The sequence below is a fragment of the Roseococcus sp. GW821-FHT12F05 genome (assembly GCF_058806835.1).
The window spans coordinates 45,607-62,414 of the sequence record NZ_JBXAQB010000023.1 but is presented as its reverse complement, the minus strand read 5'-3'; the positions used below and the strand labels follow the sequence as shown (position 1 = coordinate 62,414).

The following is a 16,808-nucleotide window of genomic DNA, read 5'->3' as shown; positions in this document are numbered from 1 at the left end:
CCCATGCAGAACCTGGCCCATAGCGCTTCCTTCCACTCCCGCGAAAAGACTGCACCATCAAAATCCGGGATCAAACACCTAGACCTTGCATGCCATGCATCTCATGCATCATATGCAGGAGATGCTCAAAGTCCCCTCCGCCGAATTCCAGCGCAACATCGGGCACTACCAGGATGTCGCGCTGACCGAACCCGTCGCCGTCACGCGGCGCGGCCGGACGCGCACGGTGATGATCTCGATCGCCGAATACGAACGGCTGAAGCGGCGTGACCGAGAGGTGCTGGGTCCGGAGGACTTCACCGCCGAAGACATCGCCGCCATCCAGGCGGCGCGCGCCCCCGACGCCGCCAAGGCCTTCGACGACGAGCTGACCTGATCCGGTGGGATTTCCCGAGCCGGTTCCAGGCCTCGTCATCCGCTACAGCTATCTCTGGCGGCGCGAGCATGCGCGCGGCCAGGAGGAGGGCCTCAAGGACCGGCCCTGCGCCATCGTGCTGGTCACGACAGGAAGCACAGGTGGCCGCGCGGTCACCGTCCTACCGGTGACACATTCCCCGCCTTCCGATCCTGCTCTCGCCGTCGAACTGCCACCGGCCACCAAACGCCGTCTCGGCATGGACGGCGAGCGCTCCTGGGTCGTTCTCGCCGAGGCGAACCGGTTCGCCTGGCCCGGCCCTGATCTCCGGCCTTCCATCGCCGGCGACCCGGCCAGCGCGGCCTACGGCCTGCTGCCTCATGCCATCTTCGAAACGATCCGCCTGAAATTCCTGATGGTGCTGAAGTCGGGTGCGGCCCGGGCGATCCGGCGAACGGAATAGGCGCCGTTGGTTTTGCATCCGGACGGGGCTATGAAGCGCCGCGATGACCAAAAAGCCCCTCTCCTTCCAGCAGATGATCCTGACCTTGCACGACTACTGGTCGTCGCAGGGTTGCCTGATCCTTCAGCCCTACGACATGGAGATGGGCGCCGGCACGTTTCACCCGGCGACGACGCTCCGCGCCCTCGGCCCGCAGCCCTGGAGCGCCGCCTATGTGCAGCCCTCGCGCCGCCCCTCCGATGGGCGCTACGGCGAGAACCCGAACCGCCTCCAGCACTACTACCAGTACCAGGTCATCATGAAGCCGAGCCCGCGCGACCCGCAGGGCATGCTCATGGACAGCTACCGCGCCCTTGGCCTCGACCCCGCGCTGCACGACATCCGCTTCGTCGAGGACGACTGGGAGAGCCCGACGCTCGGCGCCTGGGGCCTCGGCTGGGAGGTCTGGTGCGACGGGATGGAGGTGACGCAGTTCACCTATTTCCAGCAGGTCGGCGGCATCCCCTGCGAGGTGCCCTCCTGCGAGCTCACCTACGGGCTCGAGCGGCTGGCGATGTACATCCAGGGCGTGGAGCGGGTCTACGACCTCGACTTCAACGGCCGCGGCGTGACCTATGGCGAGGTCTTCCTCCGCGCGGAGAAGGAATACAGCGCGCACAACTTCGAATTCGCCGACGTGACCTTGCTCAAGCGGCAGTTCGAGGAGGCGGAACAGGAATGCGCGTCGCTGGTGGCGCATGGCCTGGCCATGCCGGCCTACGACCAGTGCATCAAGGCGAGCCACCGCTTCAACCTGCTGGACGCGCGCGGCGCCATCAGCGTGACCGAGCGCGCCTCCTATATCGGCCGTGTCAGGGCGCTGGCGAAGGCCTGCTGCGAAAGCTGGCTGGCAGGCGCGGCCTAGGGTAGAATAACCGAGGAGGTTTCTACCATGGGCCAGCTGAACATCAAGGACGACGAGCTGATCGCCAGACTGAAACGGCTGGCGGAGCGGCGCAGCACCTCCGTGGTCGAGGTCCTGCGGCGCATGGTCGACCAGGAAGTGATGCGGGATGAGGAGGAGATCGCCCGGCGGCTGGACGCCATCCGCGAGATCACGCGCGGGTCCGCCAAACTGTTCCCGCCTGGCACCAGCAGCGACCATTCCGATCTCTATGACGAGAACGGCCTGCCCAAGTGATTGTCGACACCTCCGCCCTGTTCGCGATGCTCTATGAGGAGCCGGAGGCGCCGGCCATGGAGCAGGCCCTCGCCATCGAGGGCCGGGCGGTGATGTCGGCCGCCAGCGTCCTGGAGGCCGGAATCGTCTGCGAGGGTCGGGGCGGCGCCGCGGCCGCAGCGCGCCTGGACGCCCTTCTCTCTCGCATCCGGGTCGAGATTGTCCCCTTCACCGCCGAGCACGCTGCCATGGCCCGCGAGGGCTGGCGCCGCTACGGCAAGGGCCGCCACCCCGCCGGACTCAACTTCGGCGATTGCTTCGCCTATGCGCTCGCCAGGAGCCGCGACGAACCTCTCCTCTTCAAGGGCGATGACTTCGCCCGCACCGACGTGAAGGCCGCCATCTAGTGCCCGAATTGCTGATCGAATTCCTGACCGAGGAAATCCCCGCGCGCATGCAGGCCCGCGCCGCCGAGGACCTGTGCCGGCTGGCCAAGGCCGCCCTGGCCCCGCTGATCCAGGGCGAGCCGCGGGGCTTCTATGGCCCCCGCCGCATCGGCCTCGTCGCTGACATGGCGCTCTCCGCCGAGACGCCGGCCAAGGAGGAGCGCGGCCCGCGCATCGGCGCGCCGGAGCAGGCGCTGGCCGGCTTTCTCAAGAAGCACGGCGCCACCCGAGAGATGCTCACCGAGCAGAACGGCTTTCTGGTGCTGATGAAGCCCGGCGAGACCATCACCGCCGAGGCCCTGCTGCACCGCGCGCTGCCCGAGATCGTCTGGAGCTTCCCCTGGCCCAAGAGCATGCGCTGGGCCAGTTCGGCGCTGATGTGGGTGCGGCCGCTGCAGCGCGTGCTCGTCCTGCTGGACAGCAAGGTGGTGCCGGTCGCCTTCGCCCGCGGCAACGATGCCGCCCATGGGCTGGTCGCCGCCGATCTGACCGAGGGTCACCGCGTCCATGCGCCCGGCGCCTTCGCCGTGACCGGCGCGGCCGATCACGCGAAGAGGCTGGGCGAGCACTTCGTCGTGCTCGACGCCGCCGCGCGCATGACGACGATCCGCGAGGGCGTCGCCGCGCTGGCCGCCGCCGAGGGTCTGGAGGTCGTCCCCGACGAGGGCCTGCTCGCCGAGGTCGCGGGGCTGGTGGAATGGCCGGTGCCGCTCCTGGGTCGCATCGACGATGACTTCATGGATCTGCCGCCCGAGGTCATGCGGACCTCCATGCGCGTGAACCAGCGCTACTTCGCGCTGCGCAAGCCGGACGGCTCGGCCGCGCCGCGTTTCGCGCTGGTGGCGAACATCACAGCGACCGATGGCGGCACGGCGCTGGTCGCGGGCAACGAGCGCGTGCTGCGCGCCCGCCTCTCCGACGCGCGCTTCTTCTGGGACCAGGACCGCAAGCAGCGGCTGGAAGACTTCCTGCCGAAGCTGGACGGCGCGGTCTTCCACGCCAAGCTCGGCACGCAGGGGCAGCGCGTGCTGCGACTCACGCGGCTGGCGGGCTACCTCGCGCCCCTGGTCGGTGCCGACACCGCGCTGGCCGAGCGCGCGGCGCTGCTCGCCAAGGCGGATCTCGTCTCCGGCATGGTGGGCGAGTTTCCCGAGCTCCAGGGCGTCATGGGCGGCTATTACGCCCGTCTGCAGGGCGAGGATATCAGAGTGGCCGAGGCCATCGCGCAACACTACCGCCCGCTCGGCCCGACCGATGCTGTGCCGACCGAGCCGGTCGCCATCGCCGTGGCGCTGGCGGACAAGCTGGACCAGCTCGCCGGCTTCTTCGCCGCCGACGAGCGGCCGACCGGCAGCGGCGATCCTTTCGCGCTGCGCCGCGCCGCCCTCGGCGTCATCCGCATGCTGCGCGAGAACGGGTTGCGCCTGCGCCTCGCGGACATCCTCGGCGAGGCCTTCTTCGGCTTCCCGCAGGCCACCGGCGCCACCGCCTCGCCCGAGTTCGGCATGGCCGTCGCCGCCGAGCGGGTGAAATCCGGCGCGCCGAAGGATGGCCGCCACCCGCCCATGGTCGCGGCCTTCGCGGCCGGCGTGGTGGACTTCCTCACCGACCGCCTCCGCGTCCAGCTCCGCGCCGAGGGCGCGCGCCATGACCTCGTCGCCGCCGGCATCGGTGAGGACGACGACATCCTGCGCATCCTTTCGCGCGCCGAGGCGTTGAAGGGCCTCGTCGAATCCGAGGACGGAAAGAACCTCCTTGCCGCCTACAAGCGTGCCCAGAACATCCTGCGCATCGAGGAAAAGAAGGACGGCCCGCATTCCGGCCCGGTGGACGCCTCCCTCCTCGCCTTGCCCGAGGAACAGGCCCTCAACGCCGCGCTCGACCAGGCGGAATCCGAGGTCCGGAAGCAGCTGGCGGCGGAAGACTTCGGCCCTGCCATGTCCGCCCTCGCAGCCCTCCGCCCCCCGGTCGACGCCTTCTTCGACCGTATCCTCGTCAACGACCCCGAGCCTTCATTACGCCGCAACCGTCTGCGACTACTCTCCCGCCTCCGCACCGCGATGGACGCCGTCGGCGACCTGTCGAAAATCGAAGCCTGAAGGAAACCGCGCATGACACAGTGGGTGTACAGCTTCGGCGCCGGCCACAACGAAGGCAGCGCCGGGATGCGGAACCTACTCGGCGGCAAGGGGGCCAATCTGGCCGAGATGGCTGCGATCGGCCTGCCCGTGCCGCCCGGCTTCACCATCACGACAGAGGTCTGCACCTATTTCTACGACCACGGGAAGCAGTACCCCGCCGACCTCGATGATGCGGTCACCGCCGCGCTCACGCGCATCGAGGAGGCCGTCGGCCTGAAGTTCGGCGACACGGAAAAGCCGCTCCTCGTCTCCGTCCGCTCCGGCGCGCGCGTCTCCATGCCGGGCATGATGGACACCGTCCTGAACCTCGGCCTGAACGACCAGACCGTGGAGGGCCTCGCCAAGGCCAGCGGCGACGAGCGCTTCGCCTGGGACAGCTACCGCCGCTTCATCCAGATGTACGGCTCGGTCGTGCTCGACGTGGACCACCACCGCTTCGAGGAGATCATCGAGGACGTGAAGCTCGACCGCGGCGTGGCCGAGGACACCGCGCTGTCAGCCGCCGACTGGCAGGACGTCGCGATGGGCTTCAAGACCGTCGTCGCCGATGCCACCGGCGAGCCCTTCCCGCAAGACCCCAAGGCGCAGCTCTGGGGCGCGATCGGCGCCGTCTTCGGCTCCTGGATGAACGCCCGCGCCAACACCTACCGCCGGCTGAACGACATCCCCGCGAGCTGGGGCACGGCGGTGAACGTCCAGGCCATGGTCTTCGGCAACATGGGCGACGACTGCGCCACCGGCGTCTGCTTCACCCGCGATCCCTCGACCGGGGAGAACATCTTCTACGGCGAGTACCTCGTGAACGCGCAGGGCGAAGATGTCGTGGCCGGCATCCGCACGCCGCAGCCCATGAGCTCCGAGCGCGCTAAGGCGGGCGAGAAGCCGATGGAATCGGTGATGCCCGCCGCCTACCAGGAGCTCGTCCGCGTCCGCTCCGTGCTCGAGAAGCACTACAAGGACATGCAGGACATCGAGTTCACAGTGCAGCAGAACAAGCTCTACATGCTGCAGACCCGCAACGGGAAGCGCACCGCCGCAGCCTCGCTGAAGATCGCCGTCGACATGTGCCGCGAAGGACTGATCGAGGAGACCGAGGCCGTCACGCGCGTGGCCCCCGGCTCGCTCGACCAGCTCCTGCACCCGACGCTCGATCCCAAGGCGCCGCGCAAGCTGCTGAGCAAGGGCCTGCCCGCCTCGCCGGGCGCAGCCTGCGGCGTGGTGGTCTTCAGCTCCGACGAAGCCGAGATGCGGTCGCAGAAGGGCGAGAGCGTCATCCTCGTCCGCATCGAGACCTCGCCGGAGGACATCCACGGCATGCATGCGGCCCGCGGCATCCTCACCACGCGCGGCGGCATGACCAGCCACGCGGCGGTGGTCGCGCGCGGCATGGGCCGGCCCTGCGTGGCCGGCGCCGGCGGCGTCGCGGTGGACTACGCCTCGCAGGCGCTCTCGGCGGGCGGAAACATCGTCCGCGCGGGCGACACGATCACGCTGGACGGCGCCACCGGTGAGATTTTTCTCGGCTCCATCGCGATGATCGAGCCGCAGCTCTCCGGCGACTTCGCGACGCTCATGGAATGGGCCGACAAGGTTCGCCGCATGAAGGTGCGCGCCAACGCCGAGACTCCACTGGACGCCGAGACGGCCCGGAAATTCGGCGCGGAGGGCATCGGCCTCTGCCGCACCGAGCACATGTTCTTCGACCCCGAGCGCATCGGCGCCGTGCGGCAGATGATCATGTCCGAGACCGAGGAGGGCCGCCGCGCCGCCCTCGCCAAGCTCCTGCCTTTCCAGCGCGGCGACTTCACCGAGCTCTTCCGCATCATGGCGGGCCTGCCGGTCACCATCCGCCTGCTGGACCCGCCGCTGCACGAGTTCCTGCCGCACACCGAGGAGGAGATCGCCGAAGTCGCCGCCAGCCTCGGTGTCGAGGCCGCCGCCATGCAGCGCCGCGCCTCGGAGCTCTCGGAGGCCAACCCGATGCTCGGCCATCGCGGCTGCCGCCTCGGCGTGACCTTCCCCGAGATCTACGAGATGCAGGCCCGTGCCATCTTCGAGGCGGCCGTCGCCGTCGCGAAGGAGACCGGCCTGGCGCCCGTGCCGGAGATCATGATCCCGCTGGTGATGGTGAAGCGCGAGCTCGACATCACCCGCGCCCAGGTGGACGGCATCGCGAAGCAGGTCTTCGAGGAGACCGGCACGACCATCGAGTACCTGGTCGGCACCATGATCGAGTTGCCGCGCGCCTGCCTCACCGCCGACAGCATCGCCGAGAGCGCGGACTTCTTCAGCTTCGGCACCAACGACCTGACGCAGACCACCTTCGGCCTCTCGCGCGACGACGCCGGAAAGTTCCTGCCGACCTATGTCGAGAAGAACATCCTGCCGAAGGACCCCTTCGTCTCCATCGACCCCGAGGGTGTGGGCGCGCTCATGTCGATCGGCGCGCAGAAGGGGCGGAGCGTGAAGGCGGCGCTGAAGCTCGGCATCTGCGGCGAGCACGGCGGCGATCCGTCCTCGATCCAGTTCTGCGAGACGGTCGGGCTGGATTACGTGTCCTGCTCGCCCTATCGCGTGCCGGTCGCGCGGCTGGCGGCAGCGCAGGCGGCGCTGAGCGGCGGCGGCATCGACAGGACGGCTTGAGGAGGGCTCCGCCCCCCCTCAAACCCCTGCCGCGGATTACCGACTGCTGGAGGAAGCGAGGTGCCAAAAAGTACGACTTGCGAAGCCCGCAGCGGAGACCGCTGGGAGTCGATGGACATTTTAAAGGCGCTGCTGAACCGCGGTGCTGTTGGGATGCGGTGTCCCGAATGTCGCGGCAAGGTACGCGCTCATGAAGAAGGCACGACGGGCCAAGCGGCTCATTTCGAGCACACCCGAGCTCACGCTGGCTGCAGCTTCAGCGCGACTTGGGATGGGCGGAGTCGCAGCCTACACTCAATCCCACTCGGCTAGCTTCCTGACCGTAGGCCGGGCATCTGCAAAGCACCAACGTCTATAAATCCCTAGCTCCTGTCACCAGTGCCGCAACCGCACGCGGCGCGGGGCGCATGCTGGCATAGGCGACATCACCGAAATCTTGCAGGCGACGCTCCACCGCAGCGAAGGCCCGGCGATCGCGTGCCGCAACCGGCGCGTCCGGCGTGTTCGTGCGGTGTGCCACATAGCGCGCCAGCGTGCCCGCCCCGCGCCGATGCGCCGCAGCCACCATGCCGGACTCGGTCAGCGTGATGTCCTGCCCATTCATCCCGCGAATCACCGCACCCTGCTGCGCCAAAGCGCCGTTGCGGTCGATCAGCGTCTCCGTCCGCCGGAGATAGGCGGAAAACGCCGCCTCCTGAGCCGAAGGATTCGCCAGGAACTCCACATCGCTGCTCACCCCAGCCCGCTGCGCCGCCGCCGTCCAGTTCCCCTGCGCATCCTTCCACCCGATGTCGAGCAGCGTGTTCGGCAGGAACTGGTACCGCCCCAGCGCGCCCGAACGGGGGTTGCGCAGCCCGTAGCCGTGCTGCGCCTGCTCCGCGCTGCGCTCGGCCTGGGCGATGCGCTGGCGGAACTCACCATTGGGCCAGGTCTCCCAGGCCCGCGTGATCGTCCCGACGCCGGAGAGCGGTACGCCCCGCATGGGCGCAGCCCCCTCCTGCGCCCGCGCCATGGCGACCTGGAACCCGCCGCCTGCCACGGCGGCGCGAGCGCGAGGCACGGAGGAAGCCTGGGCGGGGGCGGCGGCGCGAATCTGTTCCACGCCGCGAAGATGCCTGGAAGAATCTAACGGACGATTAAGCCTCGGTCGCTTCCGGCAGCTTCATCCAGCCCGGCACGCGCGGCCGCAGCACCGCCTCGCCGCAGCGCAGCTCGCCCGACAGCGCCGCCAGCCGCAGCAGCGCCATCCCGCGCGCACCCTGCCCCGAGCGCATCTCGCCGACCTCCGCGCCATCCCGCGTCACGGGCGTGCCCCGTGCCGGCATCGGCCCCTCGACCTCCACCGGCACCAGCCGCCGCTTGATCAGCCCGCGATACTTGGTCCGCGCCGTCAGCTCCTGGCCCATGTAGCAGCCCTTGGACCAGGAGACGCCGTGCAGCTCGTCGAAGCCGGCCTCGAGCAGGATGGACTGCTCGGCCTGCATGTCCCGGCTACCGTCGGGCAGGCCCAGCGACAGCCGGTGGGCATCGTAGGCCTCCACTGAGGCCGTCGTCGGCAGGGGCGCTTCCGTGACGAGCCGCCAGCCCGCCTCCGGGAGCCGCGGGTCCGGCACCCCGCCCACAGGCATCGGCTCGCCCCATCCCGCTTGCACGGAAAACCCCTCCAGCCGCGCCATGGCGACCTTCGAACGGAGCCTGAACCGCAGCAGCTTGGTCATGACCATCTCGGCCTGCCCGGCCTCGACATCCATCAGCAGCCGCTCCGGCTCCGGCACCAGGAAGAAGTCGGCCAGCCACTTGCCCTGGGGCGTCAGCAGCGCGGCCCAGAGCGCCCCGCCCTCCGGGATCGCCGTCACGTCGTTCGAGATCAGGCCCTGGAGGAAGGCCAGCCGGTCCTCGCCGGTGACTTCCAGGACGGCACGGTCGGCCAAGGTGGCGATAGGCTGGGTGGCAATGGGCATGCGCTGGAATGTGGCAGCTTCGCCAGGGGGTTCAACCGGGAAGCTTTCTGCTAGAGGGGCGCGGTGCGCATTCTCTTCATCACCTCGACGCGGATCGGCGACGCCGTGCTCTCCACGGGCCTGCTCGACCACCTGTTGCGGCAGCACCCGGAGGCCCGGATCACCATCGCCTGCGGCCATGTGGCCGAGGGCGTCTTCGCCCGCATGCCCGGGCTGGAGCGGATCATCCCGCTGACCAAGAAGCGCTGGTCGCTGCACTGGCTGGAGCTCTGGTGGCAAGTGGCCTTCCGCCGCTGGGACCTGGTGGTGGACCTGCGCGGCTCGGCCATGGCCTGGCTGCTCTGGACGCGCCGGCGGGCGGTGATGCGCGGCGGACGGCGTCCCGGACATCGCATCCAGTACCTCGCCGAGGCGCTGGGCGTGTCCCCCGCCCCGCGCCCGGTCGTCTGGTTCAATGCGGAGGACATGGCGCGCGCCGAGGCGGTGCTGCCCCACGGCCCCTACCTCATCCTCGGCCCCACGGCCAACTGGCATGTGAAGACCTGGCCCGCCGAGCGCTTCGTGGACATGACCCATCGGCTGACAAAGCTTTTCGGCCCGCTGCCCAAAGCCTATGTCGCGGTCCTGGGCGGGCCCGGCGAGCAGGAGCGGCGCATGGCCGAGCCGGTGCTGAAGGCTTTGCCCAATGCCGTCGATCTCGTGGGCAAGCTCTCTCTGCCCGAGGTCGCGGCCGTGCTGTCCCGGGCCTCGCTCTATGTCGGCAACGATTCCGGCCTGATGCACATCGCGGCCGCAACCGGCGTGCCGACGCTTGGCCTCTTCGGCCCGACCCCGGCCAGTGAGTACGGCCCCGTCGGTGCCCGCGCCGAGGCCGTGCTGGCCGACGGCCCGCCCGCGACCACGCCCATGGACAAGCTGGAGGTGGAGACCGTCGTCGAGGCCGCCACGCGGCTGCTCACCCCCCTGCCTGCGCCAGGCGTGCCGGCATGAGGCTGTCCGCCCTCGTCGTCGCGCGCAACGAGGAGGCCCGCCTGCCTGCCTGCCTCGCCACGCTCGGCTTCGCGGACGAGGTGGTGGTGGTGCTCGACCGCAGCACCGATTCCAGCGCGGCGATCGCCCGCGGCGTGGGCGCCCGCGTGCTGCAGGGCGAATGGACGCTGGAGGGCGATCGCCGGAACGCCGGCATCGCCGCCTGCACCGGCGACTGGATCCTGGAGGTGGACGCCGACGAGCGCGTGCCGCCGGAGCTCGGGAACGACATCCGCCACGTCGTCGCCGTGAGCCCCGACGCCTTCCACCGCGTCCGCATCGACAACTACGTGGGCGATCGCCTGATCCTGCACGGCTGGGGCGGCAGCTTCGGCACGACGCTGAAGCCCATCCTCTTCCGCAAGGGCGCCAAGCACTGGCGCGCCCAGCGCGTGCATCCCGGCCTCGACTGGACGGGCAGCGAGGGCGCACGGATCACCGCCCACGGCATCCGCCACGAGGTGGACCGCGACATCTCCGACATGCTGCGCCGGCTCGACCGCTACAGCAGCGCCAAGGCGGCCGATCTTCTGGAGTCCGGCGACATCGGCACGCTCGGCAACAACCTGCGCCGCTTCGTCTCGCGGACCTTCAAGTGCCTCATCGGCCGAAAGGGCTACAAGGAGGGCGGCTGGGGCGTGCTGATCGCGCTCTGCGCGGGGCTTTTCCCGCTGCTCTCGCACCTCAAGGCGCGGCTGGAGCCGGAGCGGCACCGGCCTTGAGGATCGTCCTCGCCAATGAGGGCCCGCGCATCGAGGCCGACGCCGTCGGCACGCGGCCGCTCGGCGGGGTGGAGACGGCGGTGGCCCTGCTGGCGCGGGAGTTTTCCGCGCGCGACCATGACTTCCATCTGCATTTCGAGGGCGAGACCGCCCCCCTGCCCGACCGCGCGGACCTCGTCGTCGCCGCGCGCGTGCCGCGCCTCTTCTCCGAGCTGCCAAAGGGCCGGCGCGTCCTCTGGCTGCACAACCCCGCGCGCTACCTGCGCAAGCCGCGCCACGCCTGGCCGCTGCTGATGGCCCGCCCCACGCTCGTCACGCTCGGGCCGCATCACGCGGCGACGCTCCCCGGATGGCTGCCGGGCCGGCGCGCGCAGATCCCGCTCGCCGTCGCCCCGCCCTTCGGGGAGCCCACGCCCGAGCGCCGCCCGCCCGCGCCGGTGGCCATCTTCACCTCCAACCCCACGCGCGGGCTGGACGAGCTGGCCGCCCTCTGGCCGCGCATCGGGACCGGCGAGCTGCACGCCTATTCCGGCGCCGCGACCTATGGCGGCGACGCACGCCTCGCCGGGCGCGCCGCGCCCATCCTGGACCGGGCGGCCGCGAGCGGCGCCCGCATCCTCGCCCCCGTCGCGCGCACGGAGCTGCGGGAGAGGCTGATGGAGGCACGCTGCATGCTCTACCTCGGCGACGAGGGCGAGACCTTCTGCCTCGCCCTCGCGGAGGCACAGGCGGTCGGGCTGCCCTGCGTGGTGATGGACCGCGGCGCCGTGGCTGAGCGCATCGTGGACGGCGTCACCGGCATCGTCGCGCGCGACGAGGCAGCCTTCGTCGAGGCCGCGCGCCGCCTCCTCACGGACGACGCGGCCTGGCTCGCCATGCACCGCGCCGGCCTCGCGCGCGGCCCGGGTCCGGGCTGGGGCGATGTCGCCACCCGCTTCGAGGCGCTCGCATGATCCGACTCGCCAATATCATGGCCGGCGCGAAGCACGGCGGCGCCGAGGCCTTCTACGAGCGCCTGACCCTCGCCTTGCATGGCGCGGGCGATGAGGTGCTGCCCATCATCCGCCGCGATCCCGAGCGCGCCGCACGCCTCGCCGCTGGCGGCCTGTGCCCGGTCGAGCTCCGCTTCGGTGGGCCGATCGACATCCTGACGCGCCCGCGCATCGGCCTGCTGCTGAAGAAGTTCCAGCCGACCGTCACCATGGCCTGGATGAACCGCGCGGGCAGCAAGACGCCGTCTGCCCCCGATCCTTATCCCGGCGATCCACAGCTCTGGCCCACGGTCGGGCGGCTCGGCGGCTACTACGACCTCAAATACTATCGGGATTGCAACCATCTCGTCGGCAACACGCGCGACCTGCGGGACTGGATCGTCGCCCAGGGCTGTCCGGCGGCGAACGCCCATTACCTCCCCAACTTCGTGACGGATCTGGCCGGCGCCGCGCCGGCGGAACTTCCCGGCGCCGCGCCGCGCCTGCTCGCCATGGGCCGCCTGCACCGGAACAAGGGCTTCGACGTCGCGATCCGTGCCCTGGCCCTCGTCCCCGACGCCACCCTCTGCATCGCCGGCGAAGGCCCGGAGCGCGAGGCCCTGACCGCCCTGGCCCGCGCATGCGGCGTCGCCGATCGCGTGCATCTGCTCGGCTGGCGGGAGGACATCGGCGCCCTGCTGGCGGCCTGCGACCTTTTCGTCTGCTCGTCCCGCCACGAGCCGCTGGGCAACATCGTGCTGGAAGCCTGGTCCGCCTCACGCCCCGTGATCGCCGCCGCCGCCCAGGGGCCGAGCGAGCTGATCGTACCGGGCGAGACCGGCCTCCTCGTCCCTGTCGACTCGGCCGAGGCGCTGGCCGATGCCATCAAATCAGCGCTCGCCGACCCGCGGGACGCCGCACGGCTGGCGCATAACGGCCGGAAGGAATTCGAGAAAAACTTCGCCGAGGGACCCGTCCTCGCCCAGTGGCGGGATTTCCTCCACAAGGTGCAGCGATGAGGAACCGAAGGGTGCGTCCCCAAATGGACCGCGGATCGATCGCCGAGGGATTTTGTGGGCTGGCCAGGGTCGCGGCACTGCCGCGACGGGCCGAGTCCGATGCCTACCCATCGAGCCAAGCCGCTGACGCCGCCAGGACGCAAAAGACCCGGCGAGCGGCCGCGCAGCCATTTGGGGATGCACCCTGACATGTGCGGTCTCGCCGGCCTTGCTTTGCGCCCGGGCGCGCCCCTGCCCGCCGCGGCGCTGGAGGCGATGACGACCGCCCTCGCCCATCGCGGGCCGGACGGCGCTGGGCACCACATGGCCGGCGGCGTGGCCCTGGCCCACACGCGCCTCTCCATCATCGACCTCGTGACCGGGGACCAGCCGCTCTTCGCCGGCGGCGCCGCCCTCGTCGCCAATGGCGAGATCTACAACTACCGGGAGCTGCGCGAGCGGAACCAGCTCGTCTGCGCCACCCAGTCGGACTGCGAGCCGCCGCTGCACCTCTACCGCCGCGACGGGCTGAACTTCGTCGACAACCTGCGCGGCATGTACGCGATCGCCCTGCACGACCGCGCCACGCGCCGCCTCGTGCTGGCGCGCGACCCCTTCGGCATCAAGCCGCTCTACATCGCCGAGACCAAGGATGGCATCGCCTTCGCCTCCGAGCCGCAGGCGCTGATCGCCGCGGGCCTCGTGCAGCCCCGCATCCGCACCGAGGCGCGCGACGAGCTGCTGCAGCTGCAGTTCACCACCGGCGCCGAGACCATCTTCCAGGGCATCCGCCGCCTGCTGCCGGGCGAGAGCCTCTGCATCGCCGACGGCAAGATCGTCGAGCGGCACCGCCGCATCGCCCTGCCGGAGGGCCCGCCCGAGGCTATCTCCGAGGAGGAGGCGCTGTCCCGCCTCGACACGGCGCTGGAGGAGAGCGTCCTGCTGCACCAGCGCAGCGACGTGCCCTATGGCCTCTTCCTCTCGGGCGGCACGGATTCGGCCGCGATCCTCGCCATGATGGCCCGCCTCAACGAGAAGCCGGTGATGGCCTTCACCGCCGGCTTCGACGTGAAGGGCGCCGCCGACGAGCGCGCGGCCGCCCGCCATGCCGCCGAGGCCGCCGGCGCCCATCATGTCGAGGTGCTGGTCAGCGAGGAGATGGTCTGGAAGCACCTCCCCGAGATCGTCGGCGCCATGGACGACCCGGCCGCCGACTACGCCATCATCCCCACCTGGTTCCTCGCCCGCCGCGCGCGGCAGGATGTGAAGGTGGTGCTGGCCGGCGAAGGCGGCGACGAAATCTTCGGGGGCTACGGCCGCTATCGCGCGGCGATGCGGCCCTGGTGGCTCTGGGGCCGCGCCATGCGCGCGCGCGGCGCCTTCGACCGGCTGGAGGTGTTCCGCAACCCGCCGCGCTCCTGGCGCGACGGCATCGCCGCCGCCGAGACCGAGGCCGCGACCGGCGGCCGCACCCGCCTGCAGGCCGCGCAGGCCGTGGACGTCGCCGACTGGCTGCCCAACGACCTCCTGACCAAGCTCGACCGCTGCCTGATGGCCCATGGCGTCGAGGGCCGCACGCCCTTCCTGGACGAAGGCGTGGCCGCGGCCGCCTTCCGCCTGCCGGACGCGCTGAAGGTGCGGAAGAACACGGGCAAGTGGCTCCTGCGCAAATGGCTGGCGCGGAATTTTCCGGCATCCGAGCCTCACCGACCGAAGCAGGGCTTCACCGTGCCGATCGGCGCCTGGATCGCGCGCCGGGCCGACAAGCTCGGGCCGCTGGTGGCGCGGCAGCCCGGCATCGCCGAGCTCTGCCTGCCCGGGAAGGTCGAGCAGCTCTTCCGCCACGCGGCCGAGAAGCGGCCGGGCAACGCGGCCTGGCACCTGCTCTTCTATGCGATCTGGCACCGCCGCCACGTCGAGGGGAAGCGCGCCGAGGGGAACGTCTTCGAGTTCCTGGCCTGAAGCCATTTCCGGCGAGAATGATTCACGTCTCCGGCGATTCCGCCTTCGGCGATCATGCTCGGGCTACTCGCCGATATTCAGCAGCGCGCCCTTCACCCGCGCGGCCTGGAACTGGCTCATGAAGACCCAGCCCATCCCGGCAATCCACGCCGCGTCCAGCAGATAGGCCGCGCCGAGGTGCCCCCAGGCGATCTCGCCATGGGTCAGCGCCGCGCGCATCCCCTCGAAAATGTGCGAGGCCGGCAGCGCCAGCGAGACCGGCTGCAGCCAGGCGGGCAGGATGCTCACGGGATAGAAGACCGCCGCGAAGGGCGTGATGCCGAAGAGCACCGACCAGGCCAGCGTCTCCGCCCCCGCGCCGTAGCGCAGGATCAGCGAGGTCACGCCCAGCGCCACCGCCCAGCCCATGATGATGAGCGCCGCGAAGAAGGCGACCATCAGCGGGCCGAGGGCGAAGATGTTGAAGGAATAGAGGAACCAGGCCAGCAGCATGGCCGGGATCACGCCGATCATCGTCCGCAGCAGGGCCATGGCGGCGAGGCCCGCCACCAGCTCGCCTGGCCTGAGCGGCGAGACGAAGATGTGGCCGAGGTTGCGCGACCAGATCTCCTCCAGGAAGGAGACGGAGAAGCCCATCTGGCTGCGCAGCGCGCCCTCCCAGAGCAGCACGCCGCCCAGCAGCACGCCGGCCGCGACGGAGCCGAGGTTGTTCTGCACGCCGGCGAGATAGGCCGTGATGAACCCCCAGACGACCATCTGCAGCACAGGCCAGTACATGAGCTCGATGAGCCGCGGCGGCGAACGGCGGTAGAGGGCGAGGTGGCGATAGACGAGCCCCCAGATGCGGCGAAGCGATCCGTTCATTGGGCCGCCTCCGCATGCGTGCCCCGCGCGATATCGAGAAAGACCTCTTCCAGGTCGCTGCGGCCGAACCGCTCGACCAGCGCGGCCGGGCTGCCCTGGTCCACCACCTGGCCCTGCTTGAGCATGAGCACATGGTCGCAGAGCCGTTCCACCTCGGCCATGTTGTGGCTGGCGAGCAGGATGGCGCAGCCGGTCTGCTCCCGGTAGCGCTCCAGCCAGGAGCGGACCCAGTCGCCGGTGTCGGGGTCGAGGCTGGCGGTGGGCTCGTCGAGCAGCAGCAGCTCGGGCCGGTTGATGAGCGCCTTGGCCAGTGCCACGCGCGTCTTCTGGCCTGCCGAGAGCTGTCCGGCCGGGCGGTCCAGCAGGTCTTCCAGCTGCAGGTCGTGCGCCAGTTCCATGATGCGCGCCTCGGCGTTCCTCACGTTGTAGAGGTGGCCATAGACGCGCAGGTTCTCGGCCACGGAAAGCCGGTGCGGCAGTGCGATGTAGGGCGAGGAAAAATTCATCCGCGCGAGGGCATTGAACCGGTCCTTCTCCATATCGTGGCCCAGCGCGGTGATGCGGCCGGAGGTCGGCACCAGCAGGCCCAGCAGCATGGCGATGGTCGTGGTCTTGCCCGCGCCGTTGCCGCCCAGCAGCCCGTAGGTCGCGCCCATGGGCATGGTGAAGCTCAGCCCACCCACCGCCGGCGGGCGGCCGGCGACATAGGTCTTCACGAGATTCTCGACGATCAGCGCCTGGGACATGGCGGGGATATGCGGCCAATGCGCCGCGTCGTCACCCCCGCGGCGGCATCGATGCGCCACCTCGGCGGGCAGCCCGGACATCCGAAGCGCCGGAATCATGGGGCGTGGGCGGCCATGGGCACCTCCCGCATGACGCAGGCCGAAAACAGGATCGAGAACCACGGGATGGCCCGGGGGAGCTGCGTGCCGCCGCCAGTTCAACGCGCAAGCCCAAGGTCCATGCCCCGGCGAGGCCTCATGAAAGCAGGGCGATGTCGACAATCACAATCCAAAACATGACCGCCCATACCGCACCGAATAAAAATCTGGCCATCTGCAAAGCCCAAAAGTCACTCATTATTTTCAGTA

Annotated in this window: 17 protein-coding genes; 13 read left to right on the top strand and 4 right to left on the bottom strand. The window is 70.1% G+C overall.

From position 1 onward, the window contains the following. Positions 1-121: 121 nt before the first annotated feature. The 8 genes from AC1ROY_RS32635 to AC1ROY_RS32600 are packed head-to-tail and all read left to right on the top strand — an operon-like array spanning position 122 to position 7,519. The gene (locus AC1ROY_RS32635; RefSeq protein WP_493153128.1) at positions 122-376 is read left to right on the top strand and encodes a type II toxin-antitoxin system Phd/YefM family antitoxin; all 255 of its coding nucleotides are present in this window, start codon (positions 122-124) and stop codon (positions 374-376) included. 4 nt (positions 377-380) lie between these two features. Further along, positions 381-818: a hypothetical protein gene (locus AC1ROY_RS32630; protein WP_493153127.1), complete on the top strand. Its 438-nt coding sequence runs from the start codon at positions 381-383 to the stop codon at positions 816-818. Positions 819-861: 43 nt separating this feature from the next. After that, positions 862-1,722, top strand: a complete 861-nt coding sequence (locus tag AC1ROY_RS32625) for a glycine--tRNA ligase subunit alpha (RefSeq protein WP_493153126.1) — start codon at positions 862-864, stop codon at positions 1,720-1,722. A gap of 27 nt (positions 1,723-1,749) precedes the next feature. After that, complete coding sequence (locus AC1ROY_RS32620) at positions 1,750-1,998, top strand: type II toxin-antitoxin system VapB family antitoxin (RefSeq protein WP_493153125.1); 249 nt, start codon at positions 1,750-1,752, stop codon at positions 1,996-1,998. Next, a complete protein-coding gene (locus AC1ROY_RS32615; protein WP_493153124.1) occupies positions 1,995-2,384 on the top strand; it encodes a type II toxin-antitoxin system VapC family toxin in 390 nt (129 codons plus the stop codon). The genes AC1ROY_RS32620 and AC1ROY_RS32615 overlap by 4 nt, the downstream gene beginning before the upstream one ends. Next, positions 2,384-4,522: a glycine--tRNA ligase subunit beta gene (gene glyS / locus AC1ROY_RS32610; protein WP_493153123.1), complete on the top strand. Its 2,139-nt coding sequence runs from the start codon at positions 2,384-2,386 to the stop codon at positions 4,520-4,522. Before AC1ROY_RS32615 ends, glyS begins: the two co-directional genes overlap by 1 nt. A gap of 12 nt (positions 4,523-4,534) precedes the next feature. Further along, positions 4,535-7,207: a pyruvate, phosphate dikinase gene (gene ppdK / locus AC1ROY_RS32605; protein ID WP_493153122.1), complete on the top strand. Its 2,673-nt coding sequence runs from the start codon at positions 4,535-4,537 to the stop codon at positions 7,205-7,207. A 60-nt stretch (positions 7,208-7,267) separates the two neighbouring features. After that, the gene (locus tag AC1ROY_RS32600; protein WP_493153121.1) at positions 7,268-7,519 is read left to right on the top strand and encodes a hypothetical protein; all 252 of its coding nucleotides are present in this window, start codon (positions 7,268-7,270) and stop codon (positions 7,517-7,519) included. Between the two features lie 40 nt (positions 7,520-7,559). Here AC1ROY_RS32600 and AC1ROY_RS32595 read toward each other — a convergent pair whose 3' ends face one another. Further along, complete coding sequence (locus tag AC1ROY_RS32595; protein ID WP_493153120.1) at positions 7,560-8,267, bottom strand: hypothetical protein; 708 nt, start codon at positions 8,265-8,267, stop codon at positions 7,560-7,562. A gap of 76 nt (positions 8,268-8,343) precedes the next feature. Continuing rightward, entirely contained in the window at positions 8,344-9,168 is an 825-nt protein-coding gene (gene ygfZ, locus AC1ROY_RS32590; RefSeq protein WP_493153119.1) for a CAF17-like 4Fe-4S cluster assembly/insertion protein YgfZ, read from the bottom strand. A gap of 63 nt (positions 9,169-9,231) precedes the next feature. Here ygfZ and AC1ROY_RS32585 point away from each other — a divergent pair, with 63 nt between their 5' ends. The 5 genes from AC1ROY_RS32585 to asnB all read left to right on the top strand — a co-directional run bounded on the left by AC1ROY_RS32585 (position 9,232) and on the right by asnB (position 14,850). Next, the gene (locus AC1ROY_RS32585) at positions 9,232-10,158 is read left to right on the top strand and encodes a glycosyltransferase family 9 protein (RefSeq protein ID WP_493153118.1); all 927 of its coding nucleotides are present in this window, start codon (positions 9,232-9,234) and stop codon (positions 10,156-10,158) included. Next, positions 10,155-10,919, top strand: a complete 765-nt coding sequence (locus AC1ROY_RS32580; RefSeq protein WP_493153117.1) for a glycosyltransferase family 2 protein — start codon at positions 10,155-10,157, stop codon at positions 10,917-10,919. Before AC1ROY_RS32585 ends, AC1ROY_RS32580 begins: the two co-directional genes overlap by 4 nt. Continuing rightward, complete coding sequence (locus AC1ROY_RS32575) at positions 10,916-11,872, top strand: glycosyltransferase (protein ID WP_493153116.1); 957 nt, start codon at positions 10,916-10,918, stop codon at positions 11,870-11,872. Before AC1ROY_RS32580 ends, AC1ROY_RS32575 begins: the two co-directional genes overlap by 4 nt. Beyond that, on the top strand, positions 11,869-12,909 hold the full coding sequence (locus AC1ROY_RS32570) for a glycosyltransferase (protein WP_493153115.1): 1,041 nt from the start codon (positions 11,869-11,871) through the stop codon (positions 12,907-12,909). Before AC1ROY_RS32575 ends, AC1ROY_RS32570 begins: the two co-directional genes overlap by 4 nt. 189 nt (positions 12,910-13,098) lie before the next feature. Further along, positions 13,099-14,850 carry an asparagine synthase (glutamine-hydrolyzing) gene (gene asnB / locus AC1ROY_RS32565; protein WP_493153114.1) on the top strand — a complete coding sequence of 584 codons (1,752 nt, stop codon included), beginning with the start codon at positions 13,099-13,101 and terminating at the stop codon, positions 14,848-14,850. A 63-nt stretch (positions 14,851-14,913) separates the two neighbouring features. Here asnB and AC1ROY_RS32560 read toward each other — a convergent pair whose 3' ends face one another. Beyond that, complete coding sequence (locus AC1ROY_RS32560) at positions 14,914-15,714, bottom strand: ABC transporter permease (RefSeq protein WP_493153113.1); 801 nt, start codon at positions 15,712-15,714, stop codon at positions 14,914-14,916. Next, positions 15,711-16,541, bottom strand: coding sequence for an ABC transporter ATP-binding protein (locus AC1ROY_RS32555; RefSeq protein WP_493153112.1), 831 nt, complete (start codon positions 16,539-16,541; stop codon positions 15,711-15,713). Before AC1ROY_RS32555 ends, AC1ROY_RS32560 begins: the two co-directional genes overlap by 4 nt. Positions 16,542-16,808 lie beyond the last annotated feature (267 nt).